Here is a 15423-nt window from a genome sequence, read left to right on the forward strand (position 1 = left end):
GTTTCCTCCTCCAAAGTTATAGATCCCCAACCGTGTCGTTCTCGGTGTCTCTAGGGTTGATGTAGTTGTCGATCACAATAGCGATGAGCAGGACGACACCCTTGAACATGTCCTGAGTTTGGGTTGTCAGATTCAGCAGGGTCATGCCGTTGCGCAGCACGGCGATCAGCGCGAGACCCACGAGAATGTTGCGCATGCCGCCACGCCCGCCGCGCAGAGGGATGCCGCCCAGCACGACAACCAAAATCGCTTCAAAAAGCAGGCTGCCGTTTGTGACAATGCGAAAGTCGACCGTGCTGCTGGCCGCAGCCACCACCAGCCCTGCAAAAAGCGCTGTCAGGGCGGCAAAGGCATAAATCCCCAGGGTGGTCAGCCGGACAGGAAGCCCTGACAGGCGCGCCGCAGCGGCGTTGTCGCCCAGGGCATAGGTCACCCGCCCCATTGTAGTGTAGCGCAGGATCAACCAGCTCGCGATAAACACCAGCACAGCCAGGATCGCAGGGGCATCCCCCGATAACAGCTGGACCGCCCGGCTATCGCTCGGGAGCATCAAGAGGTATTCGCCGTTGAGGACCTCGTAGCGAAAGAAACCGGTGATCACCATCGCGGAGGCCAGGGTTGTCAGCATCCCTGGAATTTCGACATAGGCAATCAGCCAGCCATTAAAGACGCCAATTGCAAGAACAGCCAAAACCGTCACCACAAAGGCCGGAAACACAGACCAGCCAGCCACGGTCAGAATGCCAAAGGTTGCCGCCCCGGCAACCATCGCCGCGACAATAGAAAGATCCAGCCCGCGAGAGATGATAACCACCCCCATGCCGCAGCTCAGCATCAGCAGCGCCGCTGAATTGGAGGCGATCACTTTGAAGTTGCCCAGGTTGGCAAACCCATCAACAAATAGCGAAAAAAACAGCACCAGAGAGCCGTTGCCGCCATCACGATGTATTCAAGCAAGCTGTTTTTGTTGTAGCGCAAGACCAGATCAGCCATTTGCGTTCACCCCGAACGAGAGGTGCTTTGCCAAAAACGGGCTGCCCGCCTGTTCATAGGGGCCCGCCTGTTCATAGGGGCCTGTCTGTTCACAGGGGCCTGTCTGCTCACAGGGGCCTGTCTGCTCACAGGAGCCAGCCTTTTCATAGGCGCCAGCGGGCATTTCACACCGTACAACAGCTGCCCTAAAGGCTACCACGTTTCCTAAATTGATCATCAGTCCCCCTCTGGAAGCGCGCCATTGAAACGCGTGTCCGTATGCGGGCATCTGACCATTCACCGATCGGATGTACTATGTGCGGAGGCTCTAGTTTTTTGACGTTCACCTGTATGCATCATACATTCCAGGAGGCTGCCCTGCCTGAAACCACGCGGTTTGCCAGACGCCTCTGCAGCGACACAGGACAGAAATGCCAGGCCACGCTTTGCCGACGAGCTAACCCGCATTTTCTGTGGGTTTATCCAGCGCATTGGCATAGACCTGCAGGCAGGGTTTTCCGAGCTTCAAAACGTAAGGGAGGATAAGGTGAGAGGTTGGACATCGACCCAAGCGGGGCTCGTTGTGGCTGCTTCCTTCCGGATCTGACCAGGTTGGCGAGGCGCCTGCCCGCGCCAACCTCTCGATTCGAAATATAGGCAGAGAATGGCGCAATGACAAGGGCATTGCAGCTGTGCCCATGGAAAACCGCCCCTGACAGGCATGCCCTCAAAAGCCCTGAAAACAGCGCGTAAAGACACTGCTGTCCAGAGGCAGCTATTCCACAGGGGCCAAGTTTATTGCAGCGCCCAGGTAAACTGCAGAGGCTGATAAACTAAAGGGTCAGGCGCAGTTTCAAAAAGCCACTTGGCGTAATCCCCTGATCCTCGGCCAGGTCTGCGGGCAACTCTGCAAGATAGTTGCGCGCCACCGGGCCGGTAAAGGCGATGATCTTTGTCCCCTCCAGCCCGGCCAGACGCCAGGGGAAACGCGCCTCTTCCAGGCGGTCTTTGGCCACATGACCGGCGACGTAGTCGCAGATCGCATCCCTGACCTTGATCGCGGGCAGCTGCAGCCGCGCGGCCTGCTGTACCATTTTAAAGTTGCCGCCGCCGCTGACCCGATAGCTGTTTGTCGCCACCGCAAAGTTCTGCTGACTGGTGACATCCACCCCGTTCCATCGCAAATTCCTGACCCGATGCGCCTCGCGGTTGATCAACAGACCCGAAGACGAAACCCGCGACGGTTGCGACAGGTCGATTTCGTATTCCACGCCAAAAAGCACATCAAAATTATGGCCGGCCGGGTCCTGGTTGACCAACTCAACATTGCGCGAGCCCGGCGTGATCTGGTTGAACATTCCCGCCGACATCTCCAGCCAGTCGCGCAGCTGCGCCCCATTGACCATGACGCCCCAAAGAGCATTGGGGAAAATCTGCAGATCCGCGACATTGCGCATGCAAAGATCCCCTGCTGCAATGTCAGTATAGTGTTCTGGCCCGGAGCGGCCGCCGAATTTACCCGGTGATACCGCAGAAAGCAGCGGCAGAACGCCCGCAGAGGTGCCTTCGAGCAACGGGCGCACCGCCGCCAGCTGCGCGCAGGCCACCAGGGACAGACCGTGGTCCTCGCCAAAAAAGGTGAAATACGAGTGCAGCGCTTGTTTGCTACGCCCCACTGGCTCTTTCATACGGGCCTGCGTCTGGCCATGTGCCTCGGCCAGAACCTGCAAAAGTGCCGGGTCTTCTGACGCCAAAGGCGTCAACTTACCCCAGGCATCCCGCCGCGCGATGGGTTTGGCACTGGCGCGCCAGGTGTCAATGCGCCAGCCCGCATCGTCATGGTGCAAATGAATGTCGATTTGACCCAGATGAGAGCCATGCGCTCCCGGCATGACCACCGGTTTGGCAAAGGCATGTTCCGGGTCGGGCAGCACCAGATGGGTGTGGCCGCCAATCACGGCATCAATCCCGGCCGTTGCCACAATGGGATACAGAGCGTTTTCCATCTCAGGTACCGCGTGTTCACCGCCAACCCCGGTATGAGCCAGCGCCACAACCAAATCGCAGCCCGCAGCCCGCAGCTCGGCAGCACTGGCGGCCGCCGCCTTTACCATGTCCTGCACCTGCACTTTGCCTTGCAACAGATGCGCGTCCCAGATCATCGTCTGCGGTGGCAAAACCGAAAGAATGCCAATGCGCAGGACCGGCGCCTCTGGCAAAGCCGCAAACGCACGCTCAACAATGGTGGTTTTGACAAAGGGCAGCACGCGCTCGGGTCCAATCGCATGCATGTTCGAGCAGACAACCGCACAGGGCGCATCCTGCAAAACAGCCTGAAGCACCGGCAGGCCGAAATTAAAATCGTGGTTGCCCAGCCCCAAAGCATCATAGTCGAGCGCTGCAAACGCCGCCATCAGGGGGTGGACGGGGGCGGGCGCATCCGGGGCCAATGTGCGATCCATATTCAGGGCGGCTTCACCGATAGGAGATCCCTGCAACGCATCGCCGTTGTCCAGCAGCAGGGTGGCGCCGCCCAGCGCCTCGACCGACTGACGGGCCTCAGCAATCAGGCTGGCCAGCCGCGACAGACCAACGCCCGGATCAACGCGGTCCGCGTAATAGTCATGGCTGAGCAGGTTGCTGTGCAAATCCGTTGTCGCCAGAATGCGCAACAGAGCGCGGCCCTCGCGCCCGGAAGATACCGTATCTGTCATAATGCTGAAATCGCAGCTGTCACTGCCTGTTCCAATCTCTTGCCTCCCCCGCCCCCTTCTGAGAGCTGCCTCACCTTTGAAACAGCGTTTCATGGATTTGCAAAGCCAACAATTACATTGTCTTTAAGAAAAAATAACCACGTTGCAGACCAGCTAGTTGGAGCGCGTTTAAAGTCAAGGCAGGCGGGACAAAAAGCAATGCTCGCGGCTCATACCCCGCGTTGTGCACCTTCGCGCAGCGAAACTCTGGTCTTTTATGCCACAAGGAGGCATCACGGTGCACAGCAAGCCAAGCCGGGACCGCATCCACAGTTTGGTGCCACAAAATACAGCAGGGAGCTGCGGATGAAACGTGCAGAACAGGTAACCTTTGGCGGTGGTGGCGGACTGGATCGCAAGGCGCAGCTGCGGGAAGACCCTGCGGCCCTCGACTCTGCCTGGAGTGCTGCCGGCACCAGGATCCTGATGACCTGGCGTGGCAAGGTGCTCAGCCAGCGCTCTGACCCGGATCGCGGCCCGGACGGGCTGGCCTGGATCACAGCCGCGCACCCGCTGGCTGACGCGCATCGCGCCACCGCGCTCTACCTTGGGGCCGGGCCGGATGGTGCAGAGCTCTTTGCCTGTGATCTGGGCAACTGGCAGCCTGATGCGCTGGATGAGATGGCCCTGGCCAGCTTTGCCGATCTCAGCGAACAGCAACACCCCGACCTGCCCTCCGGTAATGTTTTTGCCGAGCTGCGCCGGATCATGGCCCGGCTCACCCCGCTGGAGGCAGAACTGGCCGCAACGGCCAAGGCCCTGTTGTCCTGGCATCAGTCGCATCAGTTCTGCGCCCGCTGTGGCAGCAAAAGCGAGGTTAGCCAGGCCGGCTGGCAACGCAAATGCCCCACCTGCAAGGCGATGCATTTCCCCCGCACCGACCCGGTTGTCATCATGCTGATCACCCATGGAGATGATGTGCTGATGGGACGCTCGCCCGGCTGGCCTGCGGGCATGTATTCGCTGCTGGCCGGATTTGTCGAACCCGGCGAAACTCTTGAGGCCGCCGTGCGGCGCGAGGTGTTTGAAGAGACCGGCGTTGCAGTTTCCGAGGTTGGCTATCTCTCGAGCCAGCCCTGGCCCTTTCCCATGTCGCTGATGTTTGGCTGCAGCGGCCGCGCCACCAGCCGGGACATCACGATTGACCCGAAAGAAATCGAAGATGCAATCTGGGTCAGCCGTCAGGATATGATGACTGTCTTTGCAGGCGAGCACCCGGTCCTCAAACCCGCAAGAAAGGGCGCGATTGCGCATTTTCTCCTTGAGAACTGGCTTGCGGACACTTTGGATTAAGAAGATTACCCTATCTCTGAGACGCAATAATCAGTACTAAGAGCTGACCAAAAGGCAGGGGGTATATCATGGAATTATCGAGCAAAGAGGACGTAGACGCACCCCTCTCCGAGGTGTTTGAAGCGATCTCCGATTTTGCCAGCTTTGAGCGATCTGCAATCCGGCGGGGCGTCGACGTACAACGCCTGAGCGACGATATCACACCTCAGGTTGGTCTGGCCTGGGATGTACGCACCGATTTCCGTGGCAAGCCGCGCGAAATGCGGTTGCAGGTTTCCTCTTATGAGCCAAGCACAAAGATCAGTCTCGACGGTGACAGCGCCGCCCTGCAGGGCTCCGGCCAGATCGAGCTTCTGGCCCTGTCCCCTCAGCGCACGCGCTTTTCGGTGACGGTCAAGCTCAAGGCAAAGACCCTCTCGGGGCGGCTTTTGTTGCAATCGCTCAAACTGGCGCGTTCAAAGGCCAACCGCCGCTTTAAGCATCGGGTGGCTGAGTTCGCCAGCCTGACCGAAGAGCGTCTCAACCGCAGCGCCTGAGAACAACGCCTGAGTGCCGCGCCTGAGTGCCGCTAGTCCCAGCCTCCTCCCCCCCGTGGCGACAAAGACAAAGTCAGGCCTGCCCATTCTATAGCGCCCTCCGCACAGCCCCCAGCCCCACGCACCCCTCCACAGCAGCGCAGATCAGCTTCGCCCATTGACAAAACTGGCGGCAAAACTGGCGGCAAAACAGGATTGACGACTCAATGTCGGCGGCTGTAGCCATTAGGAAGATGGTTCTCGCGACATCAGCTTTATGTCCGGGATGAAAAGGGAACGCGGTGCGACCTGGCTCTTACAGCCTGGCCAACTCCGTGACTGCCCCCGCAACTGTAGGCGGAGAGCGCGTCGGAACAGCCACTGGCACAGGGGATAAGCCCCTGAGCTGGGAAGGACCGAAGTCGCCTTGACCCGCAAGTCAGGAGACCTGCCATCGCATGACCACTCGAAACTGGACGGGGAGTCCTGGCGGGTACGTGAGATGGGCTATTTTCCACATGGGGCCCCTTGACGTCTGCCAAAACCGGATCCCCGCCCCTGCGCGGAGGGCGCTTATGACACAGGCCGACGACTCAGATCACCTCTCCCAAACCACATGCATGCATCTGGGTGCCCCTTGCCCGGCCCTGACAAAGATGCTGCAGACTTTGGCTCACGCCCTCAGCAAAGCACGCACGGTTACGGATGCGGATTTCGAGGTTAGTGGCGACAGCGTTCTGGGCGGCTGCGCCCGGCACTGCCCGGCACGGTTTGTCGCCACGCATGACCGTGTCCGGGTGTTTTGCGATGTCACCCCAGCGGCAGACACCGCCGAGCTGGACCTGTTTGCCGACACGCTCCTCATGACCGCAGGTCCGGGGTCCCCCACCACCGGGATAACGCAGCGCCCCTGTGCCTTTGGCGAGGTCCGCCCCCAGCCTCGGCATCAGCCGTCAGCCCCTAAAGACACCAGTGCGATGCTGTAACAGCCAAGGCAGGTGCCGCAGGTTGTTTTGCGGCAGCAAAAGGCCGCAAGGCAAATCTTTTCGCGACCTCTATTCGCGGCCCTCTATGAGGAGGCGCGCGTGGCGGCCGCCAGCGCCCACTGCATCTGGGCCTGCGTTTCCACAGCGCAGGGGCGCACGGCGCGCAGGCGGTGCAATGCGGTTTCACGCCCCTCGCCGGCCTCAATCATCAGCCGTAAAACCACCATGCCAGACCGTCCGCAGCCCCCCTTACAATGTACCAGAACGCGGCCGCCTCCCTTTAAGGCCTGCAGCGTGAGGCCGCTGACCTCAGACCATCGCGCCAACATGTCCGGCGTTGGCGCAGAAAAGTCCGGCAGCGGCAAATGGTGCCACCGGCACCCCATCGACGGGAAGTCCTGCCCCAGCCCCGCGGCACCTGCCTCGACATGTTCTGCCTCAGAGGTCATCGAAATCACCAGCCCGGGCAGCCAGTCGTGCAGATGGTCCATATCTCCCGCGTAGTCGCCACCGGCACCGGGCAGAGGACACAGCGCCAGTATCCCGTTTGAGACAGAGAGGGCGTGCAGCGTCAGAGGCTTTACATCCCTGCTGTCGATGTCATCACCCACGTTACTCCTCCCGCGCAGACCCAGCCATGGGCCACGCCAATTTGCACGCCTGCGCCCTCTAGGCATCAAACACTGGCCTGAGAAGCCCCCCTCGGTCAACCGGCCTGTCACCCAGTCTGTCACCCAGCCTGTCAACAGCGGTGGACGAAGCCCGTCTGCCCGCGTACCTTGCACCACGCGCGATCCCGCCTTCCGAATCCGGCAAGAGACATCATGAACGACAGCACAAGCGACACCAGCCAAACTCAGTATCAGGTTCTGGCGCGCAAGTACCGCCCCGAGACCTTTACCGATCTTGTCGGCCAGGACGCCATGGTCAGAACCCTGCGAAATGCGTTTGAAACCAATCGCATCGCCCAAGCCTTTATCATGACCGGCATTCGCGGCACCGGCAAGACAACCACCGCGCGGATCATTGCCAAGGGCATGAACTGTATCGGCACCGATGGCACCGGCCAGCCGACGACCGAGCCCTGCGGGGCTTGTGAACATTGCACCGCCATCATGGAGGGGCGCCATGGCGATGTGATGGAGATGGATGCCGCCAGCCGCACCGGTGTTGGCGACATTCGCGAAATCATTGATTCGGTCCAGTACCGCGCCGCCTCGGCCCGCTATAAGATCTACATCATCGATGAGGTGCATATGCTCTCGACCAGTGCGTTCAACGCGCTGCTGAAAACTCTGGAAGAGCCACCGGAGCATGTGAAATTCATCTTTGCCACCACCGAAATCCGCAAAGTGCCCGTGACGGTGCTGTCGCGCTGCCAGCGGTTCGATCTGCGCCGGATTGAGCCGGAGGTGATGATTGCCCTGATGCGCAAGATCGCCGCAGCTGAGAGCGCCGAGATCAACGAAGACGCGCTGGCGCTGATCACCCGCGCCGCCGAAGGCTCGGCCAGGGACGCGACCTCCTTGCTGGATCAGGCCATCTCGCATGGCGCGGGCGAAACCACCGCCGATCAGGTGCGCGCCATGCTGGGTCTGGCCGACCGGGGGCGGGTGCTTGACCTGATAGATATGATCCTGCGCGGCGATGCGGCGGCAGCCCTCACCGAACTTGGCTCTCAATATGCAGAAGGGGCTGACCCGCTGGCCGTGCTGCGCGATCTGGCTGAAATCACCCACTGGGTCTCGGTGGTGAAGATCACCCCGGATGCAGCAGATGACCCTACCGTCAGCCCGGATGAGCGCGCGCGCGGACAGCAAATGGCCGAGGCCCTGCCAATGCGGGTGCTCACCCGGATGTGGCAAATGTTGCTGAAAGCCCTGGAAGAGGTCGCCGCCGCCCCCAACGCCATGATGGCGGCCGAGATGGCGGTGATCCGCCTGACCCATGTGGCTGATCTTCCCAGCCCGGAAGAGCTGATCCGCAAGTTGCAAAGCACCCCTCCCCCCAGTGCGCCCAGTGCCCCCAGTGGTGGCCCAAATGGTGGTCCTGGGAAATGGCGGCGGCTATGCTGGCGGGCCTTCCGCCGGACAGGGCGCAACCCAGGCGATGGGAGCCCCTGCGGGAGATACTGGCGCGCCGGGCGGCGCACATATGGCATCAGGTGGTGCGGCGCATGGTACCTCGGGTCTGCAGGGCGGCTCTGGAGCGGCAACCGCATTGGCGCCCGAAACCCTGCAGGCGCTGGCGCGCTATCCGACCTTTGAACATGTGGTCGCTTTATCCGCCTCAAACGAGACGGGCTGCTGCTTGAATATGTAAAAACCTATCTGCGCCTTGTGTCCTACCAGCCGGGCCGGATCACTATCCAGCCCACTCAGGACGCGCCAAAGGATCTGGCCGCACGATTGGGACAGCAGCTGCAGAACTGGACCCAGGCCCGCTGGATCATTTCCCTTGAAAACGAGGGCGGCGGCGAGACCATTACCGAGCGTGAAAACGCCGTAGAAAATGCGCTGCGTGCCGAAGCGCGGGCGCATCCCTTGGTTCAGGCTGTGCTCGAAAGCTTTCCCAAGGCCAAAATCACCCGCATCCGCACCGCCGAAGAACTGGCCGCCGAGGTTGAGGCCGAGGCCCTGCCCGAAGTGGAAGACGAATGGGATCCCTTCGAGGAAGACTGATACTGGAACACGCGCCTGAGCTGTGGTGAATGACCTTAACGGCATCGCCATCAAAGAGGGCTTCATTGCCCTGCCCCACTTGTTCATTGCGCTCGCAATTGCGATATGTGCCCTAATGACGTATGGCGCGCTGCGCTCCCGCAAATAGGAGAAGACTATGCTTAAAGGCCTTGGTGGTCTTGGCGATATGGCCAAGATGATGAAATCGGCACAGGAACTGCAGACCAAAATGGCAGAGATGCAGGAAGAGCTGCACAATGTCATGGTCACAGGCGAAGCAGGCGCCGGCCTGGTAAAGGCAACCGCCTCTGCCAAGGGTGAGCTCAAGGGGCTCGACATTGATCCTTCGATTTTCACCAGCGACAACAAGGAAGTTGTCGAGGATCTGATCCTCGCCGCCGTCAAGGACGCCCAGTCCAAAGCCACGGTGAAAGCGCAGGAAGAAATGGCCCGCCTGACCGAGAGCATGGGCCTGCCCAAGGATATCAAGCTGCCGTTCTAATACGTAGCACAGCGACATCGCTCAATAGGCGGCTCCGATGAGGACGCCTTTTTTCATTGTGGCCTGTCAACCTGGCGGCGGATCTGTGCCCGCCCGGGTGAGACGAGAGCAGACACAAAAAAACGCGGCCTCCAGACAGGAGACCGCGTTTCAAATTCTGGCTCGGAAAAGGCTTACGCCAGTTCGAGGTTCACAGCGGACTCACGACCGTCGCGGCCGGGTTCGATGTCAAAAGTCACTTTCTGGTTGTCGGCCAGACCGGTCAGACCGGAACGCTCAACAGCTGAAATGTGAACAAATACGTCTTTGCTGCCGCCATCGGGTGCGATAAAGCCAAAACCTTTGGTCGAGTTAAACCATTTTACGGTGCCTGAAGCCATGTCCGTAGTCTCCTGTAATTTGCTGTCCGCTTAGGTGCGACAGCCCGGCGTGGTAGGTCTGGATCGAAAGACTGAGCGCCGTAAACGGGAGACAGTGGTCGAAAAAGAAAAACGTTAGCCCGCTCTATATGCGCGCAAGGGATTTTTTTTTCAAGAGAGAATATGATGCCAGCTCTTGTCGCCCTGCCACCCGGTGAAGCCGTGTTATTTTTGTCAGAATGTGATGATTTTAACAATAAAACAAATAGCTTAACAAAATTCACCTTGCCCCAAAATGGATGCATTCAGCGGAATTCCGCATAGCTTTGAGTTGCACAAATTTTGACGCACACGCGTAAAGAGAGGGCAAAATCTCTGCCGGCACCTTCTTAAGTATCCCAACAGATTGACTCCGGCCCACTTGATTCGCAGCCCTCTTTGGGTCAATGGGGCGCTGCATTTGGACGTTACGTAAAGACAACTGGCAGCCAGATCATTCACACCCCTTGCAGCCGCCCTTGGCTTTGCGCCTATATGCGGCAAGCGCAAAGGACCAAAGCATGACCGACGACAGCACCAGCGACATCGAGAACCTGATTGCACTGATGGCAAAACTGCCCGGCATGGGGCCACGCTCGGCCCGGCGGGCTGTGCTGCACCTCATTCGCAAACGGGCGCTGCTGCTTTCGCCGCTGGCCGAGTGCATCAGCACGGTGGCCGAAACCGCCCGTGAATGCCTGAACTGTGGCAACGTGGGCACCAGCGATATCTGCGGTATTTGCAGCGACGAGCGCCGCGCCAATGGCGAGATCTGCGTGGTCGAGACGGTCTCGGATCTTTGGGCGATGGAGCGGGCTGCGGTGTTCAAAGGTCGCTATCATGTGCTGGGCGGCACCCTGTCGGCGCTGGATGCCATCGGGCCCGAAGATCTGCGCATCCCACGCTTGGTGGACCGGGTCGCCAGCGAGGGCGTCAGAGAGGTGATCCTCGCGCTCAACGCAACCATCGACGGCCAGACCACGGCCCATTACATCGCAGATCAGCTGGAGAACCAGGCGCAGCTTAGCACGCTGGCGCAGGGCGTGCCCATCGGTGGCGAGCTGGACTATCTCGATGATGGCACGATCACTGCCGCGCTGAAGGCACGCAAGGCGCTCTAGGCCCCGCGTGCTTTTGCCCCGTCAGGGCTGGCTGGCCGGCTCAACTGTAGAACCGTTGCAGGGCCTCTGTCACAAGATCCAGTCCGGCATCACTGACATCACGGTGCAACACCAGACGGATCGGGCCGCTGTCGCCTGCACCAATCACCACTCCGCTTTGTGATAAATGGGCCTGCAGTGCCGCATTGCACCCGTCCTGCGGGGTGAAAAAGACCATATTGCTGGCCTGTGTCACCGGCCCTGCCCCCAGCCTGCGCAGCACCGCAGCAAGCGCTTCGGCCCTGGCATGATCTTCGCCAAGACGGGCCACATTGTGCTCCAGCGCATAAAGCCCGGCCGCCGCCAGAATGCCGGCCTGACGCATGCCGCCGCCCAGCATCTTGCGCCAGCGCCGCGCCCGCGTGACCAGATCCTTTGGCCCGACCAGAACCGATCCCGCCGGGGTGCCGAGGCCCTTGGAGAGGCAAATCGACAGGGTATCGGGGATGGCTGCCAAATCACCTTCGGCGCAGCCCAGCACCGCGATGCCATTGAAGAACCGGGCGCCATCCAGATGCACCGCGAGACCGGATGCGCGGGCAGCATCGGCGGCGGCCTGCGTTTGCGCCAGCGAGATGGCCTGACCGTTATGGGTGTTCTCAAGCGACAAAAGGCGGCTGATCGCCATATGGCTGTCGTCTGGCTTTACCGCCGCGCGGATCGCCTCGGGCAGCAGCGCGCCCGTCTCGCTGATTGGCAGCGGGCACAGCGCGATACCGCCTAAAACCGAGGCCCCGGCGGCCTCGTATTTGTTCACATGGTAGTCGACCCCCACCAGGATTTCTTCGCCGCGGCCACAATGCGCCAGCAGCGCCACCAGATTGCTTTGCGTCCCCGTTGGCAGAAAAAGCCCCGCCTCCTTGCCCAAACGCTCGGCCAGACTGGCCTCAAGGCGATTGACCTGTGGGTCTTCTCTGTAGACGTCGTCCCCCAGATCAGCAGCGGCAATTGCCGCCATCATACCGGCGTCTGGCCGGGTCACAGTATCACTGCGCAGATCGCAGATCGGATGATTGCGCCCCTCGGCCTGGGTCATGCCTGCATATTGGTTCATGGCGCTCTCCTGCTTTTGAGTGTTGCGTCACCCTAAAAGCAGCATCGCCCAAAGACAAAGAGATCATTGCACCGGTTACAATTGGGGCCTGCGCACTATTTGGGGTCTTTATCGTGTCTCTGACAGCCCATTACATCTGACTGTCCCGGCGAATGATGTGCGCGCTGAGGCTGCATCAGCGGGGTCAGGTTTGAACATGAAAAAAGGCCACACCCCACGGGGCATGGCCTTAATAAAAACTGAGGCGCGCGATCAGATCAGCCGCGGGCGTCTTCATCCTCATCGTCGTCCTGATCTGCGTCGGGCAGATTGAAAAAGCTGTCCGCATCCGCAATCGGGTTCGTCGACGAGGGACGCGCGTTGCCGCCGCCCAGGGTGAAGCTTTCGAGGCCTTCAATCCCAGAGGGCATCTTGGGCTCTGTGTCCATGCCAAGCGACTGCTCGGTAGAGACCAGCTTGCGGCGCTCATCGTCGCTCATCACGCCACCTTCGGCGGCTTTTTTCGCGGCGGCTTTTTGCACGATCGAATCCAGCTCGGATTGTTTGCACAGGCCCAGAGCAACAGGGTCGATCGGCTGCATGTTGGAAATATTCCAGTGGGTGCGCTCGCGGATCGACTGAATGGTCGGCTTGGTGGTGCCAACCAGTTTGGCGATCTGACCATCGGACAGTTCGGGGTGGAACTTGACCAGCCACAGGATCGAGTTGGGCCGGTCCTGACGTTTGGACAGCGGCGTGTAGCGCGGACCGCGGCGTTTTTCTTCACCGGCGGCTGCGGCATAAAACTTGATCTTCAGCTTGTGCAGCGGATTGCCTTCGGCGCTGTCGATCTCTTCCTGGGTCAGCTGATTGTTGGCGACCGGGTCAAACCCCTTGACGCCTGTCGCCACATCGCCATCGGCAATGCCCTGGATTTCCAACTCGTGCATGCCGACGAAATCTGCGATCTGCTTAAAGCTGATCGTTGTATTGTCCACCAGCCACACGGCGGTCGCCTTGGCCATCAATGGTTTTGCCATGTGCTCATCTCCTTACAACTTCTTGTCCCGGCATACATCTTTCCCGTCGCCTGAATTAGGCTGCCCCGGTGTTTTGGGGGCGGTTTCCATTGTCGGGGAACTTCAGTCCTATATAGTCGCGCTGATTTCATAAGGAAAGAGGCGATGCGCAGGTTCTTGCTAGCAGCTATTTTGGCCTTCACAGGGCTGTCCACCTCCGCCGTTTTTGCCGATGGTGAGAAAGCCGGTGAATTTGACTACTACGTTTTAGCTCTCAGCTGGTCGCCCAACTGGTGCGAGATCGAAGGCGACGGCAAGCGATCCGACCAATGCCATCCGCGCCATGACCACGGCTGGACCCTGCATGGGCTCTGGCCACAGTTTCACCGGGGCTGGCCCAGCTATTGCCGCACGCCCGAAGCGCCGCCCCGGCGCAGTGATACCGCAGAAATGGCTGATATCATGGGATCTCCCGGTCTGGCCTGGCACCAGTGGAAGAAACACGGCACCTGTTCCGGCCTGCGCGCCACCGACTATCTTGCCCTGTCGCGCAGCGCCTACGAGAGCATCAACCGCCCGGCGATCTTTCGCAAACTGCAGCGCTCTGTGACCCTGCCCGCCAATCTGGTGGAACAGGCGTTTTTGCAGGCCAATCAAGAATTTGACAAAGACAGCGTCACCGTGACCTGCCGCGATCATCACATCCAAGAGGTCCGCCTATGCCTGTCCCGCGACATGCAGCCGGTGCCCTGCGGGCGTGACGTGATCAGAGATTGCTCGCTGAAGGACGCGATTTTCACCCCTGTACGGTAGCGCTGTTTTGGCTCGATAGAATCAAACTGCCACCAGCGCCGCCAAAACGAAAAAGGCGCGCCCGCATCGCCCGGCGCGCCTTTGTTTTGTGCACTCATTCACCCCAGGGCAAGAGCCTCCTGGAGGCCACGATCTGAGGCGCGAAAGCCGGTTAATCCAAATCGCCCGCGACCTTCAGAACGATCTTGCCGATATGGCCTGAACTTTCCATCCGGGCATGGGCACCTGCGGCGTCCTCCAGCGCAAATTCGCTGTCCATCTCCCCGGCGCCAGCTTGCCTGCTTCGATCAACGGCCAGACCACCTCATAGAGGTCCTGCGCGATACGCGCATTGGCCAGATCGCTTTGCGGGCGCAGGGTAGATCCCGTCACTGTCAGCCGCCGCATCATGATCTGAGCAAAGTTCAGCTCGGCCTTGGGGCCAGACAGAAAGGCGATATGGACGAGCCGCCCATCGTCAGCCAATGTCTTGATATTACGCGGTATATAGTCACCGCCCACCATGTCGAGGATCAGGTCAGCGCCGCCTTCGGCCCGCAGCACCTCAACAAAATCCTCATTACGGTAGTTGATGGCCCGTTCTGCACCCAGATCGCGACAGGCCTGGCATTTCGCATCCGAGCCAGCCGTGGTGAAGACCCGCGCGCCCAGCGCTGTTGCCAGCTGGATCGCCGTTGTGCCAATCCCGGACGAGCCACCATGCACCAAGAACCGCTCACCGGCCTTGAGGCCACCACGAGTGAAAACATTGGACCAGACGGTAAAGCAGGTCTCAGGCAGGCAGGCCGCCTGTTTCAGGCTCAAACCATCAGGGATCGGCAGGCAATGGGCCGCCGGGGTTGCGACATATTCCGCATAGCCACCGCCAGGCAGCAGGGCGCAGACCCTGTCGCCAATCTCCAGCCCCGTGACCCCGGCCCCAAGAGCCACCACTTCACCAGAGGCCTCAAGACCTGGCAGGTCGCTGGCTCCGGGGGGCGGGTTCTAACCACCCGCGCGTTGCAACGCATCGGGGCGGTTGACCCCGGCATAGGCAACTTTCAGCACCACCTGTCCATGCGCCGGAGATGGCATGGGTCGTTGGGTGAGGGTGAGAACCTCTGGCCCGCCGGGGGTCGAGATCTCAATGGCGCGCATCATTTCGCTCATGCGGGGATCCTTATCTTTTGTTCAGTCGGTTTCATCTGTCTGGCCATCTGACCGCCCCATGTATCTGGACAGGGATCTGGCCAAAGCTTATGCCACATGCGGTCGTCGTATTTTGCTACCCCCACCGTGATCCGCCAGCGCAGCAATGG

The 15423-nt window shown here is 60.2% G+C and carries 12 protein-coding genes, 1 other RNA gene, 2 pseudogenes and 1 riboswitch; of the genes and pseudogenes, 7 read left to right on the forward strand and 8 right to left on the reverse strand.

Translation table 11 applies throughout. The features are described 5' to 3' along the window. Window positions 1–16: 16 nt before the first annotated feature. From B4968_RS16985 to B4968_RS16995, 3 genes are all read right to left on the reverse strand, one after another. Window positions 17–919 (reverse strand): ABC transporter permease, encoded by a 903-nt coding sequence (locus B4968_RS16985; protein WP_083100608.1) that lies wholly within the window; start codon window positions 917–919, stop codon window positions 17–19. Window positions 920–1517: 598 nt separating this feature from the next. Beyond that, an RNA gene (ffs, locus tag B4968_RS16990) (signal recognition particle sRNA small type) lies at window positions 1518–1616 on the reverse strand. A 189-nt stretch (window positions 1617–1805) separates the two neighbouring features. Beyond that, window positions 1806–3686 (reverse strand): 5'-nucleotidase C-terminal domain-containing protein, encoded by a 1881-nt coding sequence (locus B4968_RS16995; RefSeq protein WP_083100609.1) that lies wholly within the window; start codon window positions 3684–3686, stop codon window positions 1806–1808. Between the two features lie 345 nt (window positions 3687–4031). Between B4968_RS16995 and nudC the strand changes: the two genes are divergently transcribed. From nudC to B4968_RS17010, 3 genes are all read left to right on the forward strand, one after another. Beyond that, the gene (nudC, locus tag B4968_RS17000; RefSeq protein WP_083100610.1) at window positions 4032–5018 is read left to right on the forward strand and encodes an NAD(+) diphosphatase; all 987 of its coding nucleotides are present in this window, start codon (window positions 4032–4034) and stop codon (window positions 5016–5018) included. A gap of 68 nt (window positions 5019–5086) precedes the next feature. Beyond that, a complete protein-coding gene (locus B4968_RS17005; protein ID WP_083100611.1) occupies window positions 5087–5554 on the forward strand; it encodes an SRPBCC family protein in 468 nt (155 codons plus the stop codon). Between the two features lie 217 nt (window positions 5555–5771). Beyond that, window positions 5772–6003, forward strand: a riboswitch (cobalamin riboswitch). A 105-nt stretch (window positions 6004–6108) separates the two neighbouring features. Further along, window positions 6109–6519 carry a hypothetical protein gene (locus B4968_RS17010; protein WP_083100612.1) on the forward strand — a complete coding sequence of 137 codons (411 nt, stop codon included), beginning with the start codon at window positions 6109–6111 and terminating at the stop codon, window positions 6517–6519. Window positions 6520–6602: 83 nt separating this feature from the next. On the opposite strand, the gene B4968_RS17015 is transcribed toward B4968_RS17010, so the two are convergent. Next, complete coding sequence (locus B4968_RS17015) at window positions 6603–7148, reverse strand: protein-tyrosine phosphatase family protein (protein WP_420916543.1); 546 nt, start codon at window positions 7146–7148, stop codon at window positions 6603–6605. Window positions 7149–7343: 195 nt separating this feature from the next. Here B4968_RS17015 and B4968_RS17020 point away from each other — a divergent pair. Continuing rightward, window positions 7344–9200 (forward strand): annotated as a pseudogene (locus B4968_RS17020) (DNA polymerase III subunit gamma/tau). 157 nt (window positions 9201–9357) lie between these two features. After that, entirely contained in the window at window positions 9358–9702 is a 345-nt protein-coding gene (locus tag B4968_RS17025) for a YbaB/EbfC family nucleoid-associated protein (protein ID WP_083100613.1), read from the forward strand. Between the two features lie 173 nt (window positions 9703–9875). Here B4968_RS17025 and B4968_RS17030 read toward each other — a convergent pair whose 3' ends face one another. Then, complete coding sequence (locus B4968_RS17030) at window positions 9876–10082, reverse strand: cold-shock protein (protein ID WP_009809887.1); 207 nt, start codon at window positions 10080–10082, stop codon at window positions 9876–9878. Between the two features lie 539 nt (window positions 10083–10621). Here B4968_RS17030 and recR point away from each other — a divergent pair. Next, entirely contained in the window at window positions 10622–11221 is a 600-nt protein-coding gene (gene recR / locus B4968_RS17035) for a recombination mediator RecR (RefSeq protein WP_083100628.1), read from the forward strand. Between the two features lie 40 nt (window positions 11222–11261). Here the strand turns inward: recR and ltaE are convergent, their stop codons facing one another. Next, window positions 11262–12314: a low-specificity L-threonine aldolase gene (ltaE, locus tag B4968_RS17040; RefSeq protein WP_083100614.1), complete on the reverse strand. Its 1053-nt coding sequence runs from the start codon at window positions 12312–12314 to the stop codon at window positions 11262–11264. A 257-nt stretch (window positions 12315–12571) separates the two neighbouring features. Beyond that, window positions 12572–13333 (reverse strand): DUF1013 domain-containing protein, encoded by a 762-nt coding sequence (locus B4968_RS17045; protein ID WP_083100615.1) that lies wholly within the window; start codon window positions 13331–13333, stop codon window positions 12572–12574. A 144-nt stretch (window positions 13334–13477) separates the two neighbouring features. Between B4968_RS17045 and B4968_RS17050 the strand changes: the two genes are divergently transcribed. Further along, entirely contained in the window at window positions 13478–14125 is a 648-nt protein-coding gene (locus B4968_RS17050; RefSeq protein ID WP_083100616.1) for a ribonuclease T2 family protein, read from the forward strand. A 151-nt stretch (window positions 14126–14276) separates the two neighbouring features. Here the strand turns inward: B4968_RS17050 and B4968_RS17055 are convergent. Then, window positions 14277–15274, reverse strand: a pseudogene (locus B4968_RS17055) (NAD(P)H-quinone oxidoreductase). Window positions 15275–15423 lie beyond the last annotated feature (149 nt).

This window comes from Pseudophaeobacter leonis, from assembly GCF_002087335.1.
In the GTDB taxonomy this organism is placed as follows: Bacteria; Pseudomonadota; Alphaproteobacteria; order Rhodobacterales; family Rhodobacteraceae; genus Pseudophaeobacter; species Pseudophaeobacter leonis.